This window comes from Streptomyces sp. NPDC001914 (genome assembly GCF_042891215.1).
GTDB lineage: Bacteria > Actinomycetota > Actinomycetes > Streptomycetales > Streptomycetaceae > Streptomyces.
In genome coordinates this window covers 1-1,284 of record NZ_JBIASW010000007.1, presented here as the reverse complement: position 1 = coordinate 1,284, position 1,284 = coordinate 1, and the positions used below count along the sequence as shown (strand labels likewise).

Below are 1,284 nucleotides of genomic sequence, written 5' to 3'. Positions count from 1 at the left end.
GAACCCACCGCGGTCGTCGCCCCGACGCTCGTCACGCCGGTCGTCACGACGGAAGTCGCCGCCACCACGGCTGTCGTCGCGACGGAAACCGCCGCGGTCGTCCCTGCGCTCGTCGCGGCGGAAGTCGCCGCCACCGCGGCTGTCGTCGCGGCGGAAGCCGCCGCGGTCGTCGTCACGGCGCGGGCCACTGGGCCGCTCGTCACGGCGGTAGGAGGACGGACGGTCCGGGTCACGGCGGAACCCACCGCGGTCGTCGCCCCGACGCTCGTCACGCCGGTCGTCACGACGGAAGTCGCCGCCACCACGGCTGTCGTCGCGACGGAAACCGCCGCCGGCGCCACCACCGCGGTTGTCGTCACGACGGAATCCGCCGCCGCTGCCACCACGGTCGTCACGACGGAACCCACCGCTGCCGCCACCACGGTTGTCGTCGCGACGGAACCCACCGCGGTCGCCGCCACCCTGACGGTCGTCACGACGGTAGCCACCGCCACCGGCGCTGCCACCACGGTCGTCACGACGGAACCCGCCGCTGCCGCCACCACGGTTGTCGTCACGGCGGAACCCGCCGCTGCCGCCACCACGGTTGTCGTCACGGCGGAACCCACCGCGGTCGCCGCCACCCTGACGGTCGTCACGACGGAAGCCGCCGCGGTCGTCGTCACGGCGGGGGCTGCTGGGCCGGTCGTCGCGGTTGAAGGGGGGACGGTCGCCGTCACGGCGGAATCCGCCGCCGCTGCCACCACGGTCGTCGCGGCGCGGGCCGCCGGGGCGGTCGTCACGACGGAACGGCGGCCGGCCGCCCCGGTCACCCTCACGACGGTCGTCGCGACCACGGTCGTCACGGCCGCGGTAGCCACCGCCGCCGCTGCCGCCGCCACGGTTGTCGTCGCGACGGAAGCCGCCACGGTCACCGCCGCGGTCGCCGTCACGGCGATCGTCGCGCCGGCCGGAGCCACCTCGGTCGTTGTCTCGGCGCGGGCCGCCGCGGTAGTCACCGCGGTCACCACTGTCACGACGGCGCTGGTCGCGCTCCGGTCGCTCGTCGGGAGAGTTGGTGGACATGGGTGACTCCTGTCTTCGGTACCGCAAGTCATTCTCGCGCAGCCAGGTACCCGGCGCGCTTCGGCAAAACAAAAAGGACCCTCAGCCCCAGCGAGTCGCTGGGACCAAGGGTCCTCCAAATTTAGTTCGGCGGCGTCCTACTCTCCCACAGGGTCCCCCCTGCAGTACCATCGGCGCTGTGAGGCTTAGCTTCCGGGTTCGGAATGTAACCGGGCGTTT

The 1,284-nt window shown here is 73.1% G+C and carries 1 protein-coding gene and 1 rRNA gene; one reads left to right on the top strand and one right to left on the bottom strand.

The window, feature by feature from the left end:
- Positions 1 to 1,071: hypothetical protein (locus ACFYYF_RS20460; protein ID WP_388777609.1), on the top strand; the 1,071-nt coding region annotated here is incomplete at its 5' end.
- Between the two features lie 118 nt (positions 1,072 to 1,189).
- Here the strand turns inward: ACFYYF_RS20460 and rrf are convergent.
- A 5S ribosomal RNA gene (gene rrf / locus ACFYYF_RS20455) occupies positions 1,190 to 1,284 on the bottom strand; the annotation flags it as partial.